The organism is Aquibium microcysteis, from assembly GCF_014495845.1.
GTDB classification, from domain to species: Bacteria; Pseudomonadota; Alphaproteobacteria; order Rhizobiales; family Rhizobiaceae; genus Aquibium; species Aquibium microcysteis.
Genome location: NZ_CP061080.1, coordinates 2,410,409 through 2,429,950, shown reverse-complemented (window position 1 = coordinate 2,429,950; position 19,542 = coordinate 2,410,409). Strand labels below are relative to the sequence as shown.

Annotated in this window: 20 protein-coding genes; 9 read left to right on the top strand and 11 right to left on the bottom strand. The window is 67.7% G+C overall.

From position 1 onward, the window contains the following. Positions 1-32 precede the first annotated feature (32 nt). The 6 genes from IAI54_RS11275 to IAI54_RS11250 all read left to right on the top strand — a co-directional run bounded on the left by IAI54_RS11275 (position 33) and on the right by IAI54_RS11250 (position 5,857). Complete coding sequence (locus tag IAI54_RS11275; RefSeq protein ID WP_187972428.1) at positions 33-1,508, top strand: aldehyde dehydrogenase family protein; 1,476 nt, start codon at positions 33-35, stop codon at positions 1,506-1,508. 55 nt (positions 1,509-1,563) lie between these two features. Next, positions 1,564-1,767 carry a type II toxin-antitoxin system HicB family antitoxin gene (locus IAI54_RS11270; protein ID WP_187972427.1) on the top strand — a complete coding sequence of 68 codons (204 nt, stop codon included), beginning with the start codon at positions 1,564-1,566 and terminating at the stop codon, positions 1,765-1,767. Between the two features lie 29 nt (positions 1,768-1,796). Further along, on the top strand, positions 1,797-1,976 hold the full coding sequence (locus tag IAI54_RS11265) for a type II toxin-antitoxin system HicA family toxin (RefSeq protein ID WP_210321234.1): 180 nt from the start codon (positions 1,797-1,799) through the stop codon (positions 1,974-1,976). Positions 1,977-2,031: 55 nt separating this feature from the next. After that, positions 2,032-2,778: an SDR family oxidoreductase gene (locus IAI54_RS11260; RefSeq protein ID WP_235679328.1), complete on the top strand. Its 747-nt coding sequence runs from the start codon at positions 2,032-2,034 to the stop codon at positions 2,776-2,778. Positions 2,779-2,852: 74 nt separating this feature from the next. Next, on the top strand, positions 2,853-4,628 hold the full coding sequence (locus IAI54_RS11255; protein ID WP_187972424.1) for an SLC13 family permease: 1,776 nt from the start codon (positions 2,853-2,855) through the stop codon (positions 4,626-4,628). Positions 4,629-4,684: 56 nt separating this feature from the next. Further along, entirely contained in the window at positions 4,685-5,857 is a 1,173-nt protein-coding gene (locus IAI54_RS11250; RefSeq protein ID WP_187972423.1) for a cytochrome P450, read from the top strand. Between the two features lie 6 nt (positions 5,858-5,863). On the opposite strand, the gene IAI54_RS11245 is transcribed toward IAI54_RS11250, so the two are convergent. Together IAI54_RS11245 and IAI54_RS11240 are read right to left on the bottom strand one after the other, a co-directional pair. Then, complete coding sequence (locus IAI54_RS11245) at positions 5,864-6,673, bottom strand: DUF2189 domain-containing protein (RefSeq protein ID WP_420838276.1); 810 nt, start codon at positions 6,671-6,673, stop codon at positions 5,864-5,866. A 99-nt stretch (positions 6,674-6,772) separates the two neighbouring features. Then, entirely contained in the window at positions 6,773-8,059 is a 1,287-nt protein-coding gene (locus IAI54_RS11240) for an NAD(P)/FAD-dependent oxidoreductase (protein WP_187972422.1), read from the bottom strand. A gap of 192 nt (positions 8,060-8,251) precedes the next feature. On the opposite strand from IAI54_RS11240, the gene IAI54_RS11235 reads away from it, so the two are divergent. Continuing rightward, a complete protein-coding gene (locus IAI54_RS11235) occupies positions 8,252-9,334 on the top strand; it encodes a hypothetical protein (protein WP_187972421.1) in 1,083 nt (360 codons plus the stop codon). A 14-nt stretch (positions 9,335-9,348) separates the two neighbouring features. Beyond that, entirely contained in the window at positions 9,349-10,548 is a 1,200-nt protein-coding gene (locus IAI54_RS11230) for an ATP-grasp domain-containing protein (protein ID WP_187972420.1), read from the top strand. A gap of 111 nt (positions 10,549-10,659) precedes the next feature. Here IAI54_RS11230 and IAI54_RS11225 read toward each other — a convergent pair whose 3' ends face one another. The 4 genes from IAI54_RS11225 to aceA form a co-directional block, all read right to left on the bottom strand. Then, positions 10,660-12,093: a glutamine synthetase family protein gene (locus tag IAI54_RS11225; protein WP_187973117.1), complete on the bottom strand. Its 1,434-nt coding sequence runs from the start codon at positions 12,091-12,093 to the stop codon at positions 10,660-10,662. 64 nt (positions 12,094-12,157) lie between these two features. Next, complete coding sequence (locus IAI54_RS11220) at positions 12,158-12,484, bottom strand: response regulator (protein WP_235679327.1); 327 nt, start codon at positions 12,482-12,484, stop codon at positions 12,158-12,160. Positions 12,485-13,016: 532 nt separating this feature from the next. After that, on the bottom strand, positions 13,017-13,256 hold the full coding sequence (locus IAI54_RS11215) for an SMc00767 family acetate metabolism repressor (protein WP_187972418.1): 240 nt from the start codon (positions 13,254-13,256) through the stop codon (positions 13,017-13,019). Between the two features lie 60 nt (positions 13,257-13,316). After that, positions 13,317-14,606, bottom strand: coding sequence for an isocitrate lyase (gene aceA / locus IAI54_RS11210; RefSeq protein WP_187972417.1), 1,290 nt, complete (start codon positions 14,604-14,606; stop codon positions 13,317-13,319). Positions 14,607-14,799: 193 nt separating this feature from the next. Between aceA and IAI54_RS11200 the strand changes: the two genes are divergently transcribed. Beyond that, complete coding sequence (locus IAI54_RS11200) at positions 14,800-16,242, top strand: helix-turn-helix domain-containing protein (protein ID WP_187972415.1); 1,443 nt, start codon at positions 14,800-14,802, stop codon at positions 16,240-16,242. A gap of 27 nt (positions 16,243-16,269) precedes the next feature. Here IAI54_RS11200 and IAI54_RS11195 read toward each other — a convergent pair whose 3' ends face one another. The 5 genes from IAI54_RS11195 to IAI54_RS11175 all read right to left on the bottom strand — a co-directional run bounded on the left by IAI54_RS11195 (position 16,270) and on the right by IAI54_RS11175 (position 19,503). Next, positions 16,270-17,100, bottom strand: a complete 831-nt coding sequence (locus tag IAI54_RS11195) for a transglutaminase-like domain-containing protein (RefSeq protein ID WP_187972414.1) — start codon at positions 17,098-17,100, stop codon at positions 16,270-16,272. A 10-nt stretch (positions 17,101-17,110) separates the two neighbouring features. Continuing rightward, positions 17,111-17,386, bottom strand: a complete 276-nt coding sequence (locus IAI54_RS11190) for a DUF1488 family protein (protein WP_187972413.1) — start codon at positions 17,384-17,386, stop codon at positions 17,111-17,113. 51 nt (positions 17,387-17,437) lie between these two features. After that, positions 17,438-17,740 carry a hypothetical protein gene (locus tag IAI54_RS11185; protein WP_187972412.1) on the bottom strand — a complete coding sequence of 101 codons (303 nt, stop codon included), beginning with the start codon at positions 17,738-17,740 and terminating at the stop codon, positions 17,438-17,440. Then, complete coding sequence (locus IAI54_RS11180; protein ID WP_187972411.1) at positions 17,737-17,994, bottom strand: hypothetical protein; 258 nt, start codon at positions 17,992-17,994, stop codon at positions 17,737-17,739. The genes IAI54_RS11185 and IAI54_RS11180 overlap by 4 nt, the downstream gene beginning before the upstream one ends. A gap of 531 nt (positions 17,995-18,525) precedes the next feature. Beyond that, complete coding sequence (locus tag IAI54_RS11175) at positions 18,526-19,503, bottom strand: NADPH:quinone reductase (protein WP_187972410.1); 978 nt, start codon at positions 19,501-19,503, stop codon at positions 18,526-18,528. Positions 19,504-19,542 lie beyond the last annotated feature (39 nt).

The following is a 19,542-nucleotide window of genomic DNA, read 5'->3' as shown; positions in this document are numbered from 1 at the left end:
GGCGGTTTGGAAGCGCAAACGGAGCAGGCAGGATGGGCACGCATATCTCGCGCACGGTGGCGGAAGGCCTGGCCTTCATGAACTTCATCGGCGGCCGCCCGGTCGATTCGGCGTCCGGCCGGCGCATCGACGTCGCCTCGCCGTCCGACGGCAAGGTCTTCGCCTCGATCCCCGAAAGCGCCGCGGAGGACGTGGACCGTGCGGTCCGCTCCGCCGCCCGCGCCTTCGAGGAGGGGCCGTGGAGCCGCATGCCGGCCGTCGAGCGCGGGCGCTGCCTCACCCGACTCGGGCTCCTGATCGAGAAGCATGGCGACGAACTCGCCGCGCTCGAATCGCGCGACACCGGCAAGCCGATCCGGCAGGGCCGGGCCGACGTCGTCGCCACGATGCGCTATTACGAGTTCTACGGCGGGGCGGGGGACAAGATCCATGGCGACACCATCCCGTTCCTGCCCGGCTACACGGCGCTGACGCTGCGCGAGCCGCACGGCGTGGTCGCCGGCATCATCCCGTGGAACTATCCGATGCAGATCCTCGCCCGGGTGGCGGGCGCGGCGCTGGCCATGGGCAACACGCTGGTGGTCAAGCCCGCGGAGGACGCCTCGCTCACCACCATCCGCATCGCCGAACTGGCGCACGAGGCAGGCGTGCCGGAGGGGGTGTTCAACGTCATCACCGGCTACGGCCGCGACGCGGGTGCTGCGCTCTCGGCGCATCCGCTGGTCGACTACGTCACCTTCACCGGCTCGACGCTGACGGGCACGGCCATCCAGCAGGCCGCCGCCGTCAACAACCGCGGCGTCACCATGGAACTCGGCGGCAAGTCGCCGCAGATCGTCTTTTCCGACGCCGACCTCGGCGCCGCGATGCCGGTGCTCGTCAACGCCATCATCCAGAACGGCGGCCAGACCTGCTCGGCCGGCAGCCGCATCCTCGTCCAGCGCGCGATCTACGAGACCGTCGCCGCGGGGCTCGCCGAGCGCTTTTCCAGGCTCGTCGCCGGTCCGCACGACGCCGATCTGGATCTCGGCCCGCTGATCAACCGCAAGCAGCAGGAGCGCGTGGCGGGCATGGTCGCCGCCGCCGAGGAGGCCGGCATCGAGGTGCTCGCCCGCGGCTCGGTCGCCGCCGATGCGCCCGCCGGCGGGTACTACTTCGCCCCGGCCCTGTTCGGTTCGGTCGACCCCGGCAAGGCGATCGCGCAGGAAGAGGTGTTCGGGCCGGTGCTCGCCGTCACCCCGTTCGACGACGAGGCGGACGCGATCCGCATCGCCAACGGCACCGATTTCGGTCTGGTCGCCGGGGTGTGGACCCGCGACGGCGGACGCCAGCACCGCGTCGCCAAGCGCGTGCGCGCCGGCCAGGTCTTCGTCAACGGCTACGGCGCCGGCGGCGGTATCGAACTGCCCTTCGGCGGCTTCAAGAAGTCGGGCCACGGCCGCGAGAAGGGCTTCGAGGCGCTCTACGACATGAGCGCCACCAAGACGATCGTCTTCAATCACGGGTGATTCGCGTTTATGCTGACCCCGGAACGTTCGCCGGGCAGATGGATGGAGCGGTCAGATGCTGCGTATCGAACTGGAACGCGAGGACGACGGACGCTGGATCGCCGAGATCGGAAGCTTGCCCGGGGTGCTTGCCTACGGAGCTACCCGCGAGGAAGCACGTGGTAAAGTCGAGGCTCTGGCCTTACGCACCCTGGCCGATCGGATCGAGCACGGTGAGGACGTACCGGAGGTCGGTGCCTTCTTCGTCGTCGCGGCATGAGCCCGTGGCCAGCCACGCAGGCTCGGCGCGTGCTGGCCGCGCTTGCCGACATCGGCTGGACCGTCAAGCGGCAAAGCGGATCGCACCGCGTGCTCGCGCGGGAGGGTTGGCCCAACGTCGTCTTCGCCTTTCATGACCGCGAAGAGATCGGACCGAAGATGCTTGCGCGCATCGGCCGGCAGACAGGCCTGAAGCCTGATGACCTTTGACAGCCGGCCCCCGGATCGTCGAAGCGGCAACAACACGGATGGGAGAAGTACGATCTTGCGTCTCGAGAACAAGGTCGCCGTCATCACCGGCGCCGCGTCGGGCTTCGGCGAAGGCATGGCAAGACGATTTGCGGAGGAGGGAGCGAAGGTCGTCGTCGCTGACCTGAACTCGAAGGGCGCGGAGCGCGTTGCGGGCGAGATCGGGGAGGCGGCGCTGCCGGTGACGGCCGACGTGACCATGGCGGCCGACATCGAAAGAATGGTCGCGGCCTGCATGGAGAAATTCGGCCGGCTCGACGTGATGGTCAACAATGCCGGCTATTCGCACCGCAACGGGCCGCTGACGGAGGTGGACGAGACGATCTTCGATCTGATCACCGCGGTCAACATGAAGGCGATCTACCACACGGCCCGGCTGGTGGTGCCGATCATGGAGCGGCAGGGCGGCGGCTCGATCATCACGACGGCCTCGACCGCGGGCCTGCGTCCTCGTCCCGGCCTCACCTGGTACAACGCCTCGAAGGGCTGGACGATCACCGCCACGAAGTCGATGGCGGTCGAACTCGCGCCGAAGAACATCCGCGTCAACTGCCTCTGCCCGGTGGCAGGCGACACGCCGATGCTCGCCACCTTCATGGGCGAGGACACGCCGGAGAAGCGGGCGCAGTTTCGCGCCTCCATCCCCCTCGGCCGGCTGTCGACGCCGCTCGACGTCGCCAATGCCGCGCTCTGGCTCGCCTCCGACGAGGCCGCCTTCATCACCGGTGTCGCGCTCGAAGTCGACGGCGGACGCTGCATCTGAACGAACCGCCGCAACCGCCGGGAACGACTTGCATGTCCCGGCGTTGAGGCGCGGCGAATTCGGGGGCGATGCACATGACCGGCGAGCAGATCTTCATCTTCGGACTGCTCGGCGTGCTCCTGGTGCTGCTCGTCTGGGGGCGCGTCCGCTACGATCTGGTCGCCTTCGGCGGCCTGATCGTAGCGGTGCTCGGGGGTGCCGTCGAGCCCGCCGAGGCTTTCGTCGGTTTCGGCAACGACGCGGTGGTCATCGTCGCGCTCGTGCTCATCGTCTCGCGCGCGCTCATCAATTCCGGAGCCATCGAACTCGTCGCGGGCATCGCCCTGTCTGCCGGGCGCTCGGTCAGCGTCCATGTCGGCGTCATGGCGGTCATGGGCGCAGCGCTGTCGGCCGTCATCAACAACGTCGCCGCGCTGGTCATGCTGATGAACCTCGACATCGAGGCCGCGCGCAAGGAAAAGCGTGCCGTCGGACTGACCCTGATGCCGCTGTCCTTCGCCACCATCCTCGGCGGCATGATCACCATGATCGGCACGCCCCCCAACATCGTCGTCGCGCAGATCCGCGAGCGCGCGACGGGCGAGCCCTTCCGGATGTTCGACTTCACGCCGGTCGGGCTCCTCTGCGCCGTCGCGGGCATCCTGTTCGTTGCGACGGTCGGCTGGCGGCTGATCGCGCGCCCGGCCGGCGCCGAGCCGAAAGAGGCGGCCGCCGACCGCTTCGTCGTGGAGGCGAAGGTCTCCGGCAGTTCGAAGTCCATCGGCAGGACGGTCGCGGAACTCTACACGATCGGCGACGAGCACGACGTGACCGTGCTCGGGCTCGTCCGCGACGGCCAGCGCCTGCCCGGCTTCGCCATGTCCCATACCGTGGGGGAGGGCGACCTCCTCGTTCTCGAAGGCGCCACGAAGGCGATCGAAGGCTTCGTCGGCGCGGCGGGGCTCGATCCCTATGCCGAGGACACGCATGGCGGCGTCACCGGGCAGTCGCTGACCCTGGTCGAGGCCATCGTGCCGGACGGGTCGCGCATGGTCGGCCGCACGGCCGACAGCCTGAGGCTGCAGTATCGGCGCGGCGTCACCCTGTTCGGCCTGTCGCGGCAGGGGAAGCGGTTCCGCGCACGGGTGCGCCAGCTCGCCGTGCAGCCCGGCGACGTCGTGCTGCTGCTCGGGCCGCATGCGCGCGTCGCCCAGGTCATGGAGTGGCTGGGCGTCCTGCCGCTGGAGAACCGCCGTCTCGACGTGATCAAGCGGGAGAAGGCGCTGGCAGCGATCGGCTTCTTCGCCGCGGCGATCGCGGTGACGGTGGCGGGCCTCACCACCTTGCCGATCGCGCTCGCCGTGGCGGTCTGCGCCTATGGCCTGCTCGGCATCCTGTCGCCGCGCGAGGTCTACGAGTCCGTCGAATGGCCGGTGATCGTGCTCCTCGCCTCGCTGATCCCGGTCGGCATCGCGCTCGAGGAGAGCGGCGGCACCAAGCTCATCGCCGACCTGATCGTGGCGCAGTCGTCGGCTCTTCCGGCCTGGGCGATCCTGACGATCATCATCGTCGTGACCATGACGCTCTCCGACTTCCTGAACAACGTCGCGACCGCGCTGATCGCCGCGCCGATCTCGATCGAAGTCGCCAACGCGCTTCAGGTTTCGCCGGATCCGTTTCTGATGGGGGTGGCAGTGGCATCGTCCTGCGCCTTCCTGACCCCGATCGGCCACCAGAACAACACCATCATCATGGGGCCGGGGGCCTACCGGTTCGGCGACTACTGGCGCATGGGCCTGCCGCTCGAGATCCTGATCCTGGCGGTCTCGGTGCCAGCGATCCTCTACTTCTGGCCGCTCACGCCCGGCTGACCTGGCGCTTGCACGACGTTCCGCGCTCGGCAACATGGCGGCGGGAGGAACGCCACTTGTCCGATGCACCGCATGTCCCGATCGATCCCGAAGCCTTCGCGCGGGATCCCTATCCGGCGCTCCGGCACCTGCGCGCGGAGGCACCGATCGCCTTCGTGCCGCAATTCGGCGCGACGCTGATGACGCGGCGCGACGACATCTTCGTCTGCGAGAAGAACGTCGCGGTCTTCTCGTCGCACCAGCCGGGCGGGCTGATGAACCGGCTGATGGGGCAGAACATGATGCGCAAGGACGGCGACGCGCACATGGCCGAGCGCAAGGCGATCTTCCCGACGGTGTCGCCGAAGACGGTGCGCGACGTCTGGCGCGAGCGGTTCCAGGCGCATGCGGACGCGGTCCTCGACGATCTCGCGCCGCGCGGCGCGGCCGACCTCGTCAGGGACTTCGCCCTGCGCTTTTCGGCCGAATGCCTGAAATCCATCACTGGCCTCGCCTGCATGCGCTTCGAGGACATGGACGCCTGGTCGCAGGCGATGATCGACGGCATCGCCAATTATGCCGGCGATCCGGGCACGGCGGCGCGCTGTCACGCCGCGACCGCCGGCATCGACGCGGCCATCGACGAGATGGCGCCGATCCTGACGCGCAGGCCCGACTACAGCCTGCTGTCGGTGCTGCTGTCGAGCGGCATGGCGATGGACAGCGTGCGGGCCAATGTGAAGCTGGCCATCAGCGGCGGCCAGAACGAGCCCCGCGATGCGATCGCCGGTGCGGTCTGGGCGCTGCTGTCTCATCCCCAAGAGCGGCGCAAGGTGGACGGCGGTGCAGCCGGCTGGATGCAGGTCTTCGACGAGTATTGCCGCTGGATGGCGCCGATCGGCATGTCGCCGCGCCGGGTGGCGGCTGCGCACGATTATGGCGGGGTGCGCTTCGAGCCGGACGACCGGGTGTTCTTCATGTTCGGCTCGGCGAACCGCGACGAGGCGCATTTTTCGCAGCCGGATCGGTTCGACGTCGGCCGCGATACCTCGAAGTCGATCGCCTTCGGCGCCGGCCCGCATTTCTGCGCCGGCGCCTGGGCCTCGCGCGCCATGGTCGCGGAGGTGGCGCTGCCGACGCTCTTTGCCCGCCTGCCGGGGCTTCGCCTGCGGGACGACGAACCGGTGCGGATCGGCGGCTGGGCCTTCCGCGGTGTTCTCAACCTGCCGGTCGAATGGGACACGGCCTGATCGCCGCTAGTTTGAAACCGGTACCGCTCGTCGGTAGATGTGCCACGTCGCATGCCCCAGCACCGGCAGGACGATCAGCAGGCCGAGAAAGAACGGTGCGCAGGCGACCAGCATCGCGAGCGTGACGAAGATGCCCCAGCCGAGCATGGGCCCCGGGCTGGCCAGCACGGCCTTGACGCTGGTGATCATGGCGGTCACGAAATCGATCTCGCGCTCCATCAGGAGCGGGATCGAGACGACCGTGATCGAGAACAGGATCAGCGACAGCGCCGCACCGACGACGTGGCCGACCGCCAGGAAGATCCAGCCTTGCTGCGTCGTGAAGACGATCGTCGCGAACTTCTCCAGCGTGGCGAACGACATCCGTCCCAGGAACAGGGCGATCAGCAGCCGCACCTGGTACATCCACATCCAGAACACGAAGAGCATCACGAAGGCCATCCAGGAGATTTCCCGCCGCCGCTGCGCCCAGACCACGGACAGGATCTGCGCCCGGTCGAGCGGCCGGCCGATTTCGAGCCTGCGGCTGACCTCATAGAGACCGGCGGCAGCGAAAGGGCCGAGCAGCGGAAAGCCGATGGCGAAGGGGTAGATCATCCACGGCATGTCCCACGCCGTCAGCCCCAGCACGATGGCCATGCCCGCCGCGGCGAACACGCCGCCGAAGAACAGCCCGTAGAGCGGCGCTCGGGCGAAGTCGGACAGGCCGAGCATCAGGCAGTCGCGCAGGTCGCCCGCTCTCAGCGCGTGCACCCTGGGCATGGCCGGCGCCGTCGTCTGCCGCGCTGGCGGCGCCTCCTGCGGCCCGTTCGTCATGATGTCTCCCCCTCGCAGCGCCGGCCGGAGCGGCGCAGGGGACAGCATGAATTGCGCGCGTGCGCGCAGCCTTGATCCGGATCAAGGACGCGTTGCGGATCAGAACCGGTCCCTGAGCGCGTACCAGTTCAGCGCCAGGAACAGCAGCGGGGCGCGGAAGCGGCGGCCGCCGGGGAAGGGGGGGATCTTCAGATCCTCGAACAGCTTCAGCCGGTCGCGGTTGCCGGCGATCGTCTCGGCATAGAGCTTGCCGACGAAGTTCGACAGCATGACGCCGTGGCCGGAATAGCCGCCGGCGGAAATCACCCCCGGCATCACCTCGCGCACGAAGGGGGTCCGCGGCAGGGTGATGCCGACATAGCCGCCCCAGGCATGGGTGATCTCGACGTCCTTCAGCACCGGATAGATCTCGGCGATCTGGCGGCGGATGCCCTTGTGGATGTCCTTCGGGTCGTCGACCGCATAGATCTCGCGGCCGCCGAACAAAAGCTCGCCTGTCGGCGCCCGGCGGAAATAGCGCACGACGAAGCGCGAATCCGAGACGGATTCGCCGCCGGGCAGGATCGGGCTGTCGGCGCCGAGCGGCACGGTGGCGCCGATGAAGGAGCCGATCGGCATGATGTGGGCCGCACTCTTCGGCTCGATGTCGTTGCCGTAGGCATTGGTGGCGAGCAGGCATCTGTCGGCGGTGATCGTGCCGCGCGCGGTCGAGACGACGACCTTGCCGCCCTTCGCGGCGATCCCGGTCGACGGCGTCTCCTCGAAGAGTTGCGCACCCGCGGCCGCCGCCACGCGCGCGGTGCCGACGGTGAGCTTGAGCGGGTGGATATGCCCGGTGCCGGCGTCGCGCACGCCGCCGACATAGTGGTCCGATCCGAGGCGCGCGCGGGTTTCCGCCGCGTCCATCATGGTCAGGTGCGGATAGCCGAATCGTCCGGCCATCGCCTCGGCATGGACGCGGTAGTCGGCGAGTTCGCGGGGCTTGTGGGTGACGTTCAGGTGGCCCGGCCGGAAGTCGATGTCGATGCCATTGACCTCGGCGAACTCCAGCAGGTGAGCCTTGGCCTCCTCGGCCACGTCGAACAGGGCCTTGGCGCGGGTGAAGCCCAGTTCGGCCTCCATCTCCTCCGCGCCGGCCCGCTGGCCGGTGCCGAGCTGCCCGCCGTTGCGGCCCGAGGCGCCGTCGCCGAATCGGCATGCCTCGATGAGAACGACGTCGACGCCTGCCTTGGCCAGATGCGCGGCCGCGGACAGTCCGGTGAAGCCCCCGCCGACCACCACCACGTCGGCGCGCCGGTCACCGTCCAGTGCCGGATAGCGCGGGCGGGCGCCGACGGTGGCCTCGTACCAGGAATAGCCGGGGGAGATCGGGGAGGCATAGGTCATGGTGGCTCATCGATAGCGGCCGTGCCGATCCCTGTCCACAGCACAGGCCGGTCGGCGTCGGCGCGGGTGCTGCCCGACGGTCGCGGCCATCGACCGGCGAAAAAAGGGATTGGAAAAAGCGCCGGGCTGGCGCAATAGCTTGCGCCGGTTTCCGCCAGCCGCAGCCAGCCCGCCGTCCCTCCGAGGAGCCCCTTGAACAGCCTTGCTTCGAGAATGCCGCTGGAGCATCGCCTCGCCTGGGCGCAGGACCCGAACTGCGGCTGTCTCGCGTTCGTCGCCGCCGAACGCGGCATCCGGACCCGGATGGTCCCCTTCCGCAGACGATGGAAGGAGCCGAAGACGCCATGGCTGGAGATGCGCATCGGCAGGCGCTTCTACATGGTGCGCCGCGCAGCGATCGTCTATCGGGAAAGCGTGCCGTTCGGCCGCTGGCGGCACGTCAATGGAAAGACGGTGCACGTCACGTCCGACAAGGCGGCGTCGGCTGAAATCCTGCGCATGGCGGGATGTTCCGTCGCATCTTCACGTTCGTTCCGGCCATCCGAACGCGACGCCGCAATCGCCCATTTCGAAGCATCGGGTACCGAGGTCTGCCTGAAGCCGGTCCACGGCTGGGCCGGGCTCAACGTCTTCCCGGCGATTCGCGACCGCGCCGGTTTCGGTCGCGCGTTCGACGTGATCGCGGCGTCGGGCGACGACGTCTTCGTCGAAACCCACCTGTCGGGCGACGTCGTCCGCTTCATCTTCGTCGCCGGGCGGCTGGTCGGAACGCGCATCGTCAGGCCCGGCGCGGTGACCGGCGACGGCCGCAGCACCGTCGCGGAACTGATCGCGGCGGAGAACGCCTGGATCGCGTCGAAGAACGTGCCGTCATGGGGGATGATCGAGGTGCCGCTGCGGGAGCCCGAAGTGCTGGCGCGGCAGGGGCTCGACCTGTCCTCGATACCGGACGCCGGCCGCTACGTCCCTCTCAGCCTCGTGTCCAACATCTCCAAGGGCGGGCGCAGCATCGGCGAGCCGCCCGATGTTCATCCGAGCTACGCCGGAGAGGCGAAGCGAGCGGTCGACGCGTTCCCGGGGCTCGCCATCACCGCCCTCGACGTGATGGTGGCGGATTGCAGGACGCCGGCCGCGGCAGGCAACCACTGGATCATGGACGTCAACTCCGCGCCCGGGATCGCGACGTTCCATTTCGTCCACGAAGGCAGGCCGGCGGAGGTCGCGGACGCGGTGATCGACTGGCTGCTCGCGGGCGGGCCGGCCCGAAGGACATGACCGGAGATGACAGCTTGAGCGACGCGCCATCCGTCGAACGGCAGCCCCGCATCCTGCTCTTCACGATCCAGACCAGCCACCCCGGCAGTTGCCGGTTGCCGAAGTACCTGAAGGCGGCGGGCTTTCACGTCGGCGTGCTGGGGCTTCCCCGCAGCCTGATCCTGGCGTCCTCGCATGCCGACGAGCGCTTCAGGCTGATGGCGCGACGCTTCGAGCCGTTGATCCGGGCGAGCGTCGAGCGGGCCTTCCGTTCCTTCCGTCCGGATATCGTCGTGCCCTGCGACGAGCGCGCCGTCTCCGTGGTCGGAAGCTGGCTGGGCGACGAGGCACCGGCGCTGTCGGTCGACCTGATGCAGTGCCTGCGGCGATCGCTCGGCTCGCTCGAGACCTTCTCCCGGCGATACTCGAAGATCGAGACCCTGCAGATGGCACGGGAGGCGGGAGTCGATTGCCCGCGCGACACGGTGGTGGACAGCCTCGAAGCCTGCGAAGCCGCCGCAGAGGCGTTCGGATATCCGGTGGTGCTGAAGATCTCGCACGGCGCGGGAGGCGCGGGGGTCGTGCTTTGCCGCGATCCTGCGGCGCTGCGGACGACCTGGGCGGAATTCACCTCACGCTACACGCAATCGAAGTCGCTGCGCCGCAAGCTGCTGCGGCGCGACTGGTTCGGAGAGGGACATTCCATCCTCGTCCAGGAGTATGTCGCCGGCAGTCCGGCGATGAGCTGCGCCAGCGCGCTCGACGGTCGCACCCTGTCCGTCGTCTCCGGCCGGGTGAGCACGACCTCCGGACGGATGGGGCCGGCCAGCGTGACGACGGTCTGCAGGGATCCGATGATCGAAGCGGCGACCGCGCGCATGATCGCGCGCATGGGGGCGAGCGGCTTCATCTCCTTCGATTTCGTCATCGCGGAGAACGGGGCGGCAAAGCTCGTCGAGTGCAACCCCCGCCCGACGCAGATCCTCCATCTGGCGCCTTTGGTGGGGAGCGATCCGGCGCGGGCGCTGAAGGAGGCCCTCGCCGGTGCGGAATGGACGCCGCCTGCCGCGGGCAGGACCGTCGAGGTTGCATTCTTTCCTCAGGAATGGAAGCGGGACAGCGCAAGTCCCGCTCTCATGTCGGCCTATCACGACGTGCCCTGGGACGATCCCAGGCTGCTCCGGGCCATCCTCGGCAAGCGCCCCACCAACTGGCTCGGCCGGCCCATGCCGTGACGGACGGGCCGGCGGGCGCGGCGTGGTTATTCCGGAATCGATGCTGGAGCTTGCGAGGTTTCCTTCGTGCTTCGCGTCAACCCGAAGCGACTTGACCGGCGAAAGGCCTGCTCACACGTTCAGCAGCAGATACTCCCGCTCCCAGGGACTGATCACCTCCATGAAGGTCTCGAACTCGGCCTTCTTGATGGCGGCATAGGTGGAGACGAAGCCGTTGCCCAGCATGTCGCGCAGGGTCGTGTCGCTCTCGAACCGCTCCACCGCTTCGAGCAGCCCGCGCGGCAGGTCGATCTCGTCCTCGTTGGCGGTGGTGCCGATGGGCGCGTCCGGCTTGATCTGGTTGATCAGGCCGATCAGCCCGCAGGCCAGCGAGCCGGCGAGCGCCAGGTAGGGATTGGCGTCGGAGGACGGAATGCGGTTTTCGACGCGGCGGGCGGCAGGGTCGGAACGCGGGATCCGGAAGGCCGTCGTGCGGTTGTCGTAGCCCCATTTGGTGTTGACGGGCGCCGAGGCAGCCTGCGTCAGCCGTCGATAGGAATTGACGTAGGGCGCCATCATGACGAGCGCGTTCGGCATGTGCTTCTGCATGCCGCCGATGAAATGGAGGAAGGCCTCCGATTCCGACCCGTCCTCTGCCGAGAAGATGTTCCTCCCCGTCTTCTTGTCGAGGATCGACTGGTGGATGTGCATGGCGGACCCGGGCTGGCCCTGGATCGGCTTGGCCATGAACGTGGCGTAGGTGTCGTGCTTCAGCGCCGCCTCGCGGATCGTCCGCTTGAAGAGAAAGACCTGATCCGCCAGTTCGATCGGATCCCCATGCCGCAGGTTGATCTCCAGCTGGCCGGCGCCTTCCTCGTGGATCAGCGTGTCGATCTCCAGCCCCTGTGCCTCCGAGAAATGATAGATGTCGTCGATCAGTTCGTCGAACTCGTTGACGCCCGCGATCGAATAGCCCTGGCCGCCGCCGATGGGCCGCCCCGAACGCCCCACGGGCGGCGTCAGCGGATAGTCGGGATCGGGATTCTTGCGCACGAGGTAGAACTCGATCTCCGGCGCCACCACCGGCTTCAGGCCGCGGCGCGCATAGGCGGCCACCACGCGACGCAGCAGATTGCGCGGCGTGAACTCCACGGAGCGGCCGTCCTGGTGGACGAGATCGCAGATGACCTGCGCCGTCGGATCGGTTTCCCACGGCACCACCGACAGTGTCGAGAGGTCGGGGACGAGCTTCAGGTCGCCGTCGTCTTCGGGATAGGAGAATCCGTTGCCGTCCTCCGGATAACCGCCGGAAATGGTGGTCATGAAGACCGCGGAGGGGAGGGCGAGCGAGGTGTTCGAGGTGAACTTCTTCGACGGCATCATCTTGCCGCGGGCCACGCCGGCCTGGTCGGGCGTGATGCACTCGATATCCTCGATCTGGCGCCATTCGAGCCAGGTGGAGGTTTCCTTCCAGTTCTTGATGCCGCGCAGGTTCTTGACGAATGCAGGGGCGCGTGCGCGGGCCCCGCGGCCTGCGTTCCGGACGTCCTTCTTCTCGGGAGGCATCAATCACCAGTTCTTGAAGAGCAATGCCGGACTATAGCCATTCGGCCCCGCGTCTGGGAAGGGCTCAGGCCACCGGCCGCGCGAAATCACCGTTGCGGGCACGCAGGCTCTCGATCGCCGGCTGGAGCCGGTCGACGGTGAGGGGCTTCGCGACCACCATGTCGACCACGGGCGCGATCGGCATGTCCTGCGTGCCGTGATTGGCCGTCGACAGCAGGATGACGGCAGGGAACAGCCCGGCCGATGCATCGCGCTGCTGGCGCAGGTCGTCGAGCAAGACATCGCAATCGCGATTCTGCGCCCCTCCGTCGAGAATAACGATCGCCGGTTCCATGGACAGCAGCGTCACGGCGGCAACGTTCGGACGTTCAGATTTCACCTTCAGGCCCATCCGCTCGACCACTCTCGAGACGACGACGCAATTGATCGTCGATTCGCCGACGACGAGGACGAGCGAGCGATTGACTCCGCTTGTTTTCGACATCCGTGAAGGCTCCGTGACGATCGGTATGGTAGGACATATTCTTTGGATCGCCCGATTTAACGGGCGGTAGCAACGGCAGGTTGAAGTTTCTACTGTTCTTCTATGCGGCATTTCCCGCAAAACGCAAGTCGAAAACGCAGGTGAAGAGATCCGCGCGTCCTCGAAATCTGGGGTCAACGATATCCATCAACACATGCGTTCTCGTCAAGCTGCGGGCAGTAGATGCGGCCTTATCCTGATTTATAGAGTTTAGTTCAGGTTCGGTACAGGCTCCGGATCGGCAAACTTATACAACTTTTCGTTGGCGCGACTTGCGGTCGCACTTGCCGGGACTGCACGAGCGGCGGCGTATTTTTCCGTATATGCCCGGAAAGAAACGAGAAAGGGGCCGAACGCCATGGCGTCCGGCCCCTTCGGATGCAACCCCTGATCCTGAAGATCAGCCGTGGCCCTGGGTGACGATCACCGGGATCAGCAGATCGCCCCAGTTCCCGTTGCCGCCGTGATGGCGGGCCGAGCGGACCAGTTCCACCGACACGCCTGATTCGACGGCCTTCATGACCGACTGGTTGAGGCGGTGCAGGTCGTTGGCGACCATGCGGATCATCGCCTGCTGGTCCGCGTTCATCGCCGAGGCCTGTTCCTCGGCCCGTTCCTTGACGCGCGTGTTGGGAGCCATTTCGTCCTCCTGTCCTTCTTCTGCCCTGCGGGCGTTTCCTCGATGACGGGTGCGCGCGGCCTATTCGGCCGCCGGGCGGAACTGGTCGTGCTCGGTCGATTCCTTCATGGCGGTCGTCGACGACTGGCCGGCGGTGATGGCCAGCGACACGGCGTCGAAATAGCCGGTACCGACCTCGCGCTGATGCTTGGTGGCGGTGTAGCCGTTCACCTCTGCCGCGAACTCGGCCTCCTGCAACTCGGAATAGGCCGCCATCTGGCGATCCTTGTAGCCGCGTGCGAGTTCGAACATGCCGTAGTTCAGCTGGTGGAAGCCGGCCAGCGTGATGAACTGGAACTTGTAGCCCATGGCGCCGAGCTCGCGCTGGAACTTGGCGATGGTGGCGTCGTCGAGGTGCTTCTTCCAGTTGAACGAGGGCGAGCAGTTGTAGGCCAGAAGCTTTCCGGGGTGGTGCTTGTGCACGCCTTCGGCGAAGCGCCGGGCCTGATCGAGGTCGGGCTTGGAGGTCTCGCACCAGATCAGGTCGCAGTAGGGCGCATAGGCCACCGCTCGGGAGATGCAGGGCTCGAGGCCGTTCTTGACGTTGTAGAAGCCTTCGACCGTGCGGCCTGCATCATAGTCGACGAAGGGCTGGTCGCGCTCGTCGATGTCGGACGTCAGCAGCTTGGCGGCTTCCGCGTCGGTGCGGGCGATGACCAGCGTCGGCGTGCCCATCACGTCGGCGGCGAGGCGCGCGGCCGTCAGGTTGCGGATGTGGGCGGCGGTCGGGATCAGCACCTTGCCGCCGAGATGGCCGCACTTCTTTTCCGAGGCAAGCTGGTCCTCGTAGTGGACGCCGGCCGCGCCCGCCTCGATGAAGGCCTTCATGATCTCGAAAGCGTTCAGCGGCCCGCCGAAGCCGGCCTCGGCGTCGGCGACGATCGGCGCGAACCAGGTGTCGACCGAAAGGCCCTTGCCCTCCGACGTCTCGATCTGGTCGGCGCGCTGCAGCGTCTTGTTGATGCGCTTGGCGAGTTCGGGGGCGGCGTTGGCCGGATAGAGCGACTGGTCCGGATACATGGCGGAGGCCGTGTTGGCGTCGGCGGCGACCTGCCAGCCCGACAGGTAGATCGCCTTCAGGCCGGCGCGCACCATCTGCATGGCCTGGTTGCCCGACAGCGCGCCGAGCGCGTTGACGAAATCCTCCTCGTGGATCAGCTTCCACAGGCGGTTGGCGCCCATCTCGGCCAGCGAATGCCTGATCTGCACCGAACCGCGAAGCCGTTTCACGTCCGCCGGGGAATAGGGCCGTTCGATGCCGTCGAAGCGGCCTTCCGGTGCCGTGGGAACGAGGTTGTAAAAGTCGGTCATGGCCGTCTCCGAAGCCGAAGTTGTAAATCTGGCGGCGCTGTCTGTGCCGTCGTCGATGCGACCGGATTTACATTGCGCTGCCGAAGAGAACGAGGAAATACCGCTTTTCGTTCAGAAAATTCGGGTGAAGCTGTCTTGCGATTGACAGGGGGCTCCTGTAAATCTGTCAATCTTGTAAAGACGAGGCAAGCGGTTGGCCGAGCAGAAGATCTTCGCGGGACCGCGCATCCGGCGCATCCGCAACGCCAGGGGGCTCACCCAGACGGCGATGGCCGAGGGGCTCGGCATCTCGCCGTCCTATCTCAACCTGATCGAGCGCAACCAGCGACCGCTCACGGTGCAGCTCATCCTCAAGCTGTCCGCCGTCTACAAGGTCGATCCCGAGGATCTGCAGGGCGAGGCGGGCGGCTCGATCGCCGCGCTGAAGGAGGTCTTCGCCGATCCGCTGCTCGCCGGGGAGCTTCCGGGCGATCAGGAGATGCTCGAACTGGCCGAGTCGGCGCCCAATGCCGCCGCCGCGATCGTCAAGCTCTTCCGCGCCTATCGCGAACAGGCCGGGCGCCTGTCGGATCTGACCGACATGCTGGCGCGCGAGGGGCGCGCGACCGCGCTGTCCTCGGCGCGGCTGCCGATCGACGAGGTGCACGAGGTCTTCGAGCGGCGCGCGAACCACTTCGCCACCATCGAGGAGGAGGTGGAAGCCTTCCACGCGCTGCTCGATCCCGGCGAGGACCTTTCCGGCGCGCTGAAGGCGTGGCTGAAGCGCGAATACGGCATCGTCGTGCGCGTGCTGCCGGTCGCCACCATGCCCAACTGGCGCCGCCGCTACGACCGCCATTCGCAGCGCCTGTTCCTCTCCGAGCGGCTGTCGCCCTTCGACCAGCTGCGCGAGATCGCGATGGAGGCCTGCCTGATCCGCATGACGGTGGCGGTGGCGGGCGAGATCCAGTCGCTGAAACTGTCGTCCGACGAAGCCCGCCGTCTCGCCCGCTTCGAACTCGGCCGCTATGCCGCCCATGCGCTGATGATGCCCTATGCCGCCTTCCAGACGGCGGCCCTGCGGGCGCGCTACGACGTCGACGTGCTCAAGTCGCGCTTCGGCGTCTCCTTCGAACATGCGGCCAACCGCCTGACGACGCTGCAGCGGCAGGGGGCGTCCGGCGTGCCCTTCTTCATGCTGGAGGTCGACAATGCCGGCAACCGGTTCCGGAAGGCCGGGGCGCAGGGGTTCCCGCACAGCCGGTTCGGCGGCGGCTGCCCCAAGCTGCCGGTCCATGCCGCCTTCATGCAGCCCGGCCAGATCCTGGTCGAAGCGGTCGAAATGCCGGACGGTGCCGAGTTCCTCACCATTGCCCGCACGCTGGAGGGGCCGCAGGGCGCGTTCTCGGAGCGGCCGCGCCGCACCGCGCTCCTGATCGGCTGCGACATCGGGTTCCGCGACGAGATCGTCTATTCGGCAGCGCTCCCCGGCGGGGCGCCGGGCATGGCCAGGGGCAGCGTGCCGGCCACGCCCGTCGGGCCGGCCTGCCGCCTGTGCGAGCGCTCCGGCTGCCTCGCCCGTGCCGAGCCGCCGGTGACGCGCCCGCTGGGGCTCGACGAGATGGTGACGGGGCTCAGCGCTTTCGACTTCCGGTGAGAGGCGCGCGTTCGACGACGTCCGCCCTCAGGCCGTCGCCTGCACCCCGCCAGGCGCGTCCACCTCATAGGTCCAGACCCGGAAGCCCTTCAGGACATGGGGCCCGAAGGAGTTGATCAGCGGGATGTCCGCGGCATCGCGGCCGCGCGCCACGACGATCCGGCCAATGCGCGGGATGTTGTTGCGGGGATCGAAAGCGTGCCATTCGCCTTCCAGGAAAACCTCGATCCAGGCACTGAAGTCCATGGGATCCACCACCGGAACGCCGATGTCGCCGAGATGCCCGTTGACGTAGCGGGCGGGGATGTTGAGGCAGCGGCAGAATGCCACCGCGAGATGGGCGAAGTCGCGGCAGACGCCCACGCGCTCGTGATACGCCTCGAAAGCGGTTCTCGTCGAGCGTGCCTGCATGTAGTCGAAGCGGATGTGGCCGTGCACGAAGTCGCAGATCGCCTGAACGCGGGTCCAGCCGGAGGTGACGTTGCCGAAAAGGTCCCACGCGGTCTGGCTGAGCCGGTCGGTCTCGCAATAGCGGCTGCCCATCAGGAACACGAGGCAATCGTCGGGCAGGTCCGGCACCGGGTGCTCGCGCGCCGACGGAAGGATCGGGTCCGGCAGGCCGGTGTCCTCGATCGTGGCGTCTCCCCAGATCGTCAGGTCGCCAACGGGGGCCACGAGCCTGAGGCAGCGGTTGCCGAACAGATCGCGATAGGTGCTCGTGGGCACGTCCGGCATGGTGAACGTGGATTCGGGAACGCGGATGTCGGCGGCCCGATCGTCATGCAGCGACAGCAGGCACACGAGCGCCGTCGGTTGCGGGCACGTCACGGTGATCTCGTAGCCATAGCGAATGTACAAGCGGCGTGTCCTATCGAAGATCGGCGGACGTGAGCGTGTAGCTGACCCGTCGGGTGCTGGCGCAGATCGAACGGGCGACGTCCTGGATGGATGGACGCTGCGCGTCGAAGGCGGCAAGGCATGTGTCTTCAAGATCAACGTCGCCGGCCGGCGAAACGTTCCGCAGCGACAGCGCATCCGCCTCCACGAAGAAGCGCACCTCGAACATGCCGTCATAGCCGCTGAAGCGCACGGCCCTGCGCGCGTCGTCGAAGCTGCGGCTCCGGTTCGGAAATTCGAGGCTCATGGGCTCATTCTCCTCGACGAAGACGGCCGGTCGGGCTCCACGAGGGCATCCTCACCCGCGCCCGAAGGTCCGCTCGATGAGCGATTCCTGGTCCGGCGACGACGGGATGCTTTCCAAATCTTCCTGCGACGTCACCCGCTCATGCCGCTCCTCGTCGTTGCGGATGCGATATTGCGGCGAGTTTCCCTGCGGCGGCAGCGTGCGGGTGACGTGGTAGATCTCGGTCGAATCGGCCTTGAGGCCATATCCTCCCTTGAACCGGACGGCCTGTCCGACGGCGAAGCGATGGGTGGCAGCTTCGCGGCGCGCCGTCGGCGCCTCGCGTGTGCCGACCTTCAGGGGGGAGACGGTCATGTTCGGTCCTTTTCGATCGCGGCTTCCAGGTCCGCAGGGGCAATGGGCAGCATCTGCCGGGTCAGCGACCCGGATCCGATCGCGGGAAGGTGGATGAAGGCGCCGGTTCGGCGCCACGCGATCCGGGACAGGTCGTCGATCGTCTCTTCGTCGTGGTCGACGAGGTAGTCTCCGGCAGGCAGCGGCCCGTCCAGGCCGGGCAGTTGCACGGGGGATGAAAAACGGACGGTGGATCGGGTGGTGCGCGTGGTCATGTGTCCGGTCCCGCGAGGGCTCATCGCCATCGCTCCGCCCGAGCCAGACCGCGACGACTGCCGGCCGCGGCAAGCCGCAGTCGAAAGACGGACGATCCTGGGTCGAAAGGCGGCAGGTTGCCGGGCCCGCTCAGCGGAATACGGTCACGGTCGTAAAGAAGGTCGCGACGGGCAGGCCCCGCTGTCGATGGGCACCGTATCTCGACGACACTAATATGCGCTTCAATCGCGGTCCAAACAAGGCGCAGGCCGGATGAATCGACGGACGCCGGTCTTGGACCCGGCATCGCGCGGAAGCGGCGGCGGTCGACGTGCCCCCCTTCGCTGCCGCACCATCGTCTCCGTCGGCGTCATGATCACCGCGGGAACCGGACGGCGGAAACTCGAAAGGCCGGGTGCTCGGGACCGCGGCTCCGTCCTGCGCGACGTCCGCGCAGGACGCAGAGGCTCCGCGGCATCGCGGCGGCACGCCATGCGACGGCCGAACCAAAGCCGCTTCCGCAGCGGCGGGGAGGCGGCTTCGGCGCCGTCTCAGCCTATGTCCAGCACCACGTTCCCCACGACGTCGCCGTTCTCCACCGCCTCGTGCGCGGCCGCGATGTCCTCGAGCGGGTAGCGGGCGCCGATGCTGTGCTTCAGCGTTCCCGCTTCCAGCATCGCCGTCAGCTCGGCAATGGCCGCCTCCCGTTCCTGCTGCCGCAGTTCGTAGACCAGGTAGAGCTGCAGCGTCAGCGATCCCCACAGCATCGCCGTGAACGAGACCGGAATGTCGGCCGGCACGTTGGAACCGTAGCAGACCAGCCTGCCGTATGGCGCGAGCACGCCCTGCGGCAGCAGCGGGGCCGTGGTCGAAAGGTCCATGTCGAGGATGGCGTCGACGCCCTTGCCGCCGGTCAGCGCCTTCACGCGTTCGGCGATGTTCTCCGTCTTGTAGTCGATGATCTCCGCCGCACCCGCCGCGCGAGCGTGGTCGGCGCGGCGAGCCGAGGCCGTGCCGATGACGCGGGCGCCGCGTGCCGTCGCGATCTGCGTGGCGTAGTGGCCGACCGCCGCCGCAGCTCCGGTGATCAGGATCGTCCTGCCCGGTGCGGCCTCGGCGAGCCGCACGCCGTGCAGGGCGGTCAGCGCCGGGATGCCGAAGCAAGCGCCGGCGGCGAAGTCGGTGGTGTCGGGCAGGCGCACGGCCTGCGCCTGCGGCAGCACGATCGCCTCGGCCGCCGTCCCCATCGGCCGCTTCCACTGGCCGTTCCAGACCCAGACGCGCTCGCCGAGGCGGCCGGGCGCGACGCCTTCGCCGATCGCGTCGATCACGCCCGCGCCGTCCGAATGCGGCACGACGCGCGGAAACACCGGAGGGCGGCCGCGCCGCGACTTCACGTCCGACGGATTGACGCCCGACACGTGCAGACGGACCCGGACTTCGCCTGCGCCGGGCTCCGGCAGCGGCATGTCGCCCACGGTCAGCACGTCGCGCGCGGCGCCGTTGCGTTCGTACCAGGCTGCTTTCATCGTCATCCTCCGCTGTCTGCGCGCGTTCCATCGCATCCA